This is a genomic window from Aporhodopirellula sallentina SM41, from assembly GCF_000346505.1.
Taxonomy (GTDB): Bacteria; Planctomycetota; Planctomycetia; order Pirellulales; family Pirellulaceae; genus Rhodopirellula; species Rhodopirellula sallentina.
Window position 1 is genome coordinate 1 of sequence record NZ_ANOH01000455.1, and the last position, 5636, is coordinate 5636.

Annotated in this window: 5 protein-coding genes; 3 read left to right on the forward strand and 2 right to left on the reverse strand. The window is 53.6% G+C overall.

The window, feature by feature from the left end:
* Positions 1-1169 (forward strand): DUF1559 domain-containing protein (locus RSSM_RS29750; RefSeq protein ID WP_044304015.1); only part of this gene is annotated, 1169 nt, incomplete at its 5' end.
* Positions 1170-2967: 1798 nt separating this feature from the next.
* Positions 2968-4206: a DUF1559 domain-containing protein gene (locus RSSM_RS29765; protein ID WP_044304018.1), complete on the forward strand. Its 1239-nt coding sequence runs from the start codon at positions 2968-2970 to the stop codon at positions 4204-4206.
* 17 nt (positions 4207-4223) lie between these two features.
* Here RSSM_RS29765 and RSSM_RS34020 read toward each other — a convergent pair whose 3' ends face one another.
* Positions 4224-4382 carry a hypothetical protein gene (locus tag RSSM_RS34020; protein ID WP_160168190.1) on the reverse strand — a complete coding sequence of 53 codons (159 nt, stop codon included), beginning with the start codon at positions 4380-4382 and terminating at the stop codon, positions 4224-4226.
* Positions 4383-4514: 132 nt separating this feature from the next.
* On the opposite strand from RSSM_RS34020, the gene RSSM_RS29770 reads away from it, so the two are divergent.
* On the forward strand, positions 4515-4703 hold the full coding sequence (locus RSSM_RS29770; RefSeq protein ID WP_008688656.1) for a hypothetical protein: 189 nt from the start codon (positions 4515-4517) through the stop codon (positions 4701-4703).
* A gap of 231 nt (positions 4704-4934) precedes the next feature.
* Here RSSM_RS29770 and RSSM_RS29775 read toward each other — a convergent pair.
* The coding region (locus tag RSSM_RS29775) for a transposase (protein ID WP_236621487.1) at positions 4935-5636 on the reverse strand (702 nt) is incomplete at its 5' end.

The window sequence follows — 5636 nt, forward strand, 5'->3', positions numbered from 1 at the left end:
CGGCACGGCGAATGAGTTGTAGTAACAACTTCAAACAAATCGGTCTGGCCGTTCACAACTACCATTCCTCTTACAACCAATTGCCAATTCAAGGCAGCGGTACCAACAGCATCAACAACTCTCAAGGCTTCGGCGAAGGTGGCGGTAACATCACCTCAGGAGGAGGACGCAACTCACGACGACTGAGCATGCTTGTCGCTCTAACGCCGTTCTTCGAACAGCAAGCCATTTGGGAAATGATCTCAAATCCCAGTCGCCAAAACACGACCGGCACCACGATGACGGGATCTTGGAGTGCGATGGGGCCCAACCCTTGGGTCCAAGATGGTTATGTTCCATGGGCGACGGAGATCGCAACCCTGCGCTGCCCGAGTGATCCCGGCACCGGCTTGCCTGCACAAGGTCGCACCAACTACGCAGCCTGCTTGGGCGACGGACACTATGTCTATCAACTCACGAACCCAGCCTCCAACGGTCAAACGACCGGTCAGTATCACTCGCTCGCGACGCTCGCCCAAGTCGCCGAACGCACCCGCATCGGACACCGTGGCATGTTCAAACCACGGCACGCGATGCGTTTCCGTGACACACTCGACGGTTTGTCGAACACCATTATGGCAGGAGAAATCGCTACCGACTTAGGCGACCGTGATATCAGAACGGACCTTCGCGTCATCTCTGGATCATCGTTCAGTGCCCCAAATGGTACAGACTCTTACGCCAACCCAGGTCAATGTGGTGATTCTGCCGATCCAACACGCCCACAATTTTGGGGCCCAAGCGTTGCTCGTAACAATGCCAACGGCAACCTGATCAATCGCAGCGATGATCGCCGCGGATACCGATGGGCAGACTGGGGACCAATGTTCTCTGGCTTCTTTACCATCCTGCCACCAAACAGCGCGTCCTGCATCCTGTCGCACAACGGATCGGTATATGGCGGTCCCATGTCCGCCAGCAGTCGTCACCAAGGTGGTGCCCATATTCTTATGGGTGATGGAGCGGTCAAGTTCATTACCGATTCCATCGAAGCAGGAAATTCGGCAGCCGCCATCCCGTACTACTACGACAATACCAATAGCAACCTGGTTGGTGCGGCGAGCCCATATGGCCTATGGGGAGCACTCGGAAGTCGCGCTGCGAAAGAAGTGATCGATCAAGAGTTCTAAGACAAACTGCATTATCACTAAACAACAAAATCCCTGGTGGCAATTTTTGCTACCAGGGACTTTTTTGAATCACTCCGAAGTATATCAGCCGTTCGACATTCGCTGCGACTACCGCAACAGAACCAGCGTGAACGTCCACCGCTTGATCAAACTACCAAATCATCCAGATAGGTTCCTTAGCGTGTTGCCAATCAAGCGCACAAGTCATAAGCAATCGATAACAAACTTGGCAAACCCAACAACACATTACAGCGAAAGCCTAAAGACGCATCGCGGCGATCCAGGATCCGAACCTGCGACTATGTAGGGTCAACAACTTCGTCAGATTTTGAATCCGCCTTCGCTTGGATTTCTTCAGCGCTCATTTCCGGTTGAATCATTTTCGATCCTTCATCTGCGCCACAACCCACGAACGCGGTAGACGATGCAATGACCGTGAAACAGGCAATCTGACACAACAACTTTGAGATAACATTCATAACACCACCTTCAATGTTCGAAACTAAAAACATCTGTTAAGACAGAACACGTAGAGACAACATATCCGCTACAGCATTAGTGTATCATAACATTGCCGCGGCCCAAACCAAAGTTACTCAGTGCATCATATTCTTAAACATTAGATTTTTTTATTGACCGATCGGCTACTGAAATTTCCTTGGGATCTCTCGATCGATCGCCCAACTTCAACGTTTTGCTCAACGCAGAAGAATGAATGGCTAGTCGTGGCCCTGTACATCTCCCAAGATGGTTCCTTCCCTGATCGCTTAAGCGTCAACCTTGAAGAACCTATCCGATCGCTTACCAAAAACTTGGCGTTGGCCGCGGTGTCGGAGAGCCCAGTCTGCTAATCACAAAACGTTCTTTCTCTCCCTGGGGATCCCAAACCATTCGCCCTGGTGCGGGTCGGCGCAGTCGGAGAAATCAGTCAGAACTTTGCTATGCAGATACTCTGGGATTATGGCGTTGATTCTAAGACGGACGCCCAAACATCCGCTGCCGGTGCCGCGAGCCTGCGGAAGGTTCCTGAACCGAACCACCAGCCCAGAGGGCGACATCGCGTTTTTTTCGGCATCCGGCCTGATGGCGTTATGGTCGCCAGGGATCCGGTGCCTAACGCCATTGGCTACATAATTAGCCGCCGGTCAATTGATCGAAATTAATTCAGCGGTCTAACCCGGGGCGAAACGAAGCCTTGTTCTCAATTTCTGCGCTGGTCGCTTCTCTCGGCAGCCGCCTAATTGCTAAAGCGTTTTTGGTTCAAAGATACATTTGGGTCGACAACGGCTTGAAGAGACATCTCCTACTTTCAGTGTGCCACGCGTTCTGTATTTCTTTGGGCTGCCTCAATCTGATCGCGCTGCGGCGTTCACGATTGCGTCACTGCAAACTTGACTCGATCAAAAGTAAAGACGGGCACAACACACTCGCCATCTTGCCTATACCCACAAAGCCCCAGTGGAACGTAGCGCTATGCGCACTTTTGCTTTCAAACGCGTGGTCCTTCCAATCACCCATTCACCTCGAACCCTATACTAATCATCAATCAGTGTGGATGATTCGAAAAGCATTTATCGAACACTTGTTCTACCAGGAAACTAATCGCGTGCTCGTTGCCATTAACTATACTTTAGAGGCTTGAGCATCACGATCATCCTGCAATCCCGTCCATCGAAATTTTCTATTCGAGGCAACTGCCCAACGAGTCATTCACACGCATCGTAGCCATTTTGCGTCTCGGAACGTTCGTTAAGCGAACGCGAACGCAGGTTCACACATTACTTATTAAAGGTGCGTCATGAACAGAAGAATGAAGCGGAACGCGTTCACTCTCGTTGAGCTGCTCGTTGTGATTGCGATTATCGGAGTCCTGGTTGGCCTACTGTTGCCCGCAGTACAAGCCGCCCGGGAAGCGGCCCGACGAATGAGTTGTAGCAACAACTTCAAACAGATCGGTCTCGCTATCCACAACTACCACTCGACTTACAAGCAGTTGCCTGTACACGGCGGCGGTACGAAGGGCACCCATTCCGGACGCCACGAGAGCGGCCAGCGGGGTAACAACCGGTTAGAACTTTCTGCGTTAGTCCCACTTACTCCCTTCTTTGAGCAGCAAGCTCTCTGGGAACAAATCGCAAACCCGTATCAAACCACGGATGATTCAGGCGGAGTTCGTGTTTACAACCCAATGGGTCCGTGGCCGGGGATGCCCCTCTCGTCCCATGTCACGTGGGGCTACTACGATCCTTGGCTGACGAACATCCCCACACTCCGCTGTCCTAGTGATCCCGGGATCGGACTTCCTGCTCCGGGTCGTACAAACTACGCATTGTGCACAGGCGACTCGTGTGACACCGGCTTTGGCGGGGCACTCAATCGTTTGACCGGGATTCCACAAAGCGGAGGGACGCCCCCGATGAACGAGCGAGTCCGAGCGTCCCAACGTGGAGCATTTGCCGTTCAACTCGACTCGAAGTTCCGAGACGTTCTCGACGGTTTGTCGAACACGATCTTTGCGGGAGAAATCGCAACCGATCTCGGTGATCGGGACAAGCGAACTCACTTAGCGGACAACAGAGTCTCCAACATTCTTAACGCAGGAGGCAACTTGGCGTGTCGCGTCAGCATCGATCCTGAACGCCCACAATTCTGGTCCGACACGCCCGCACCGAACGCGTTGACAGGAAGCGCTGACCAGCAACGCGGAATGAAGTGGGCATCGCTGTTGCCGATCTTCACGCAAATGCTAACCATCTTGCCGCCCAACGCCGAATTGTGCGGAAACAACTATTACTACTCAATCATGGTTGCCCCACCGAGCAGTCGTCACCAAGGTGGAGTCCACGTACTGATGGGTGATGGAGCGGTCAAGTTCGTGACCGATTCCATCGAAGCCGGCGACGGGAACAGGGGACAAGTTGGTGTGCACGCGGCGCACGACGACCCGCTATCGGTCCCCGGTAGCCCGAGCCCCTATGGATTGTGGGGTGCTCTCGGTACGCGAGCATCGAGCGAAGTCATCACTGACTTTCCTTAGGCCGATCGGAGAGTCTGCTAGCCGCCCGGCGTTCCTTGCGGTTCATACGAACAACCAGGTTTAACGCCAGGCGGCTGTTCGTTATTCAACAGAACGGCAGACAGGCCACGCATCCGCGAAGGCTCGACACCGACTAAGAAGACTTCCGCGTTCACCGTCGATACGTTCAACGTCATCTTTCTGCGTTGCTCGGCAGGGGCTGCTGCGAACAAATTCTCTCGCTGCATTCCAACATGCAGTACTTACGACCGGACGCGTTCGCAGTGTCCGGCTTTTCAAACCATGACTCTTTCCGCATTACCAATCCCATGCGAATTCAAATTGCACTTTCCTTGGCAACCGTCGTCTTATTAAGCGCGGGCTGCGAAGCAGAAAAACCTTCGGTTCCGTTCGAACGCAGCGAAATGAGTGCCTATCTCGACGAACACCCAGAGTTGGTGATCTCCGATGAAGAACTCAACGCTCAGCCGGTCGGACAGGGCGACCTAATGGATTGACGCATCACGCGTTTCGATCTCACTAACCCTATCGTCGCAGTCAACGCATCGGCGCGCTGCAGCGATCAAAGCTTCGCAGCCGCAGCCCCCTTTGCGCTAGGGTATGTCCCATTCGTTGTTGAAACTCGTGATGGTCTCTCTGTTAAAACGTAAGTGATCGGGTTTGAGTGGGCAACAAGCCCGACCTCCTGGAGATCGCCGTAGGCGAGCTCCAGGAGGTCGGAGGCATTTTCAGCTGGTTTCTGATTCGGGTCTCGCCAGGGCTGCCAACAGATGTGGTACTGACTTGCATCCAGTGATCCGACGAAAGCCTTTCTCGGCCTCCAGCAACGCGTACGAAAGCCAACGGCTTGTTTGATCCGTCTCAGCTCGAAAGCGTGTCACGCGGTCGAGCTTGCGGCGTGTCGTGCGGAACGAATTCTCAATCGCATTGGTGCTCAGTAGGCAACGATGAAGCGTGTTCGGAACATTTAGGCGATACAACGCCTGAAGGTCTTCCCCGGCTTCGTACAGGCTTGTGTGCGCCTCGGCGTTGATCGGTTTGATAAACTTATCCAGCTCATCGAATACTTCTTTGGCGGCCTCGTAGCCTTGGACACCCCGAAGACGCGTGAACAAACGAGAGACCTCACCCCAATGTCGTTTGGAAAGCTTCGCCTTGAGATTCCGCTCTTTGTGAACCAAACAGCGTTGAACCACTGCATCGCGAAGGTGATGGCAGGTCGACTGACGATGCAGATGTGGGAGTTGGGGCGTCACCCGAAGACGCACGCTGCCAATGAACGCTTCACAAAGTTCTTGGAAACGCATCTTGATGACCTGTTCACGTTCCTGCGTCATCCCGGGGCTGACGCAACGCACTGGCGAGGCGAACAAGCGATCCGTCGAGCGGTTGCGAATCGAAAAGTCTGGGGTGGCAACCGCACCAAAGTC

Coding starts and splice junctions, on each gene's coding strand:
- RSSM_RS29770 (WP_008688656.1), top strand. CDS start 4,515: ATGCGAATTCAAATTGCACTTTCCTTGGCAACCGTCGTCTTATTAAGC.
- RSSM_RS34020 (WP_160168190.1), bottom strand. CDS start 4,382: ATGACGTTGAACGTATCGACGGTGAACGCGGAAGTCTTCTTAGTCGGT.
- RSSM_RS29765 (WP_044304018.1), top strand. CDS start 2,968: ATGAACAGAAGAATGAAGCGGAACGCGTTCACTCTCGTTGAGCTGCTC.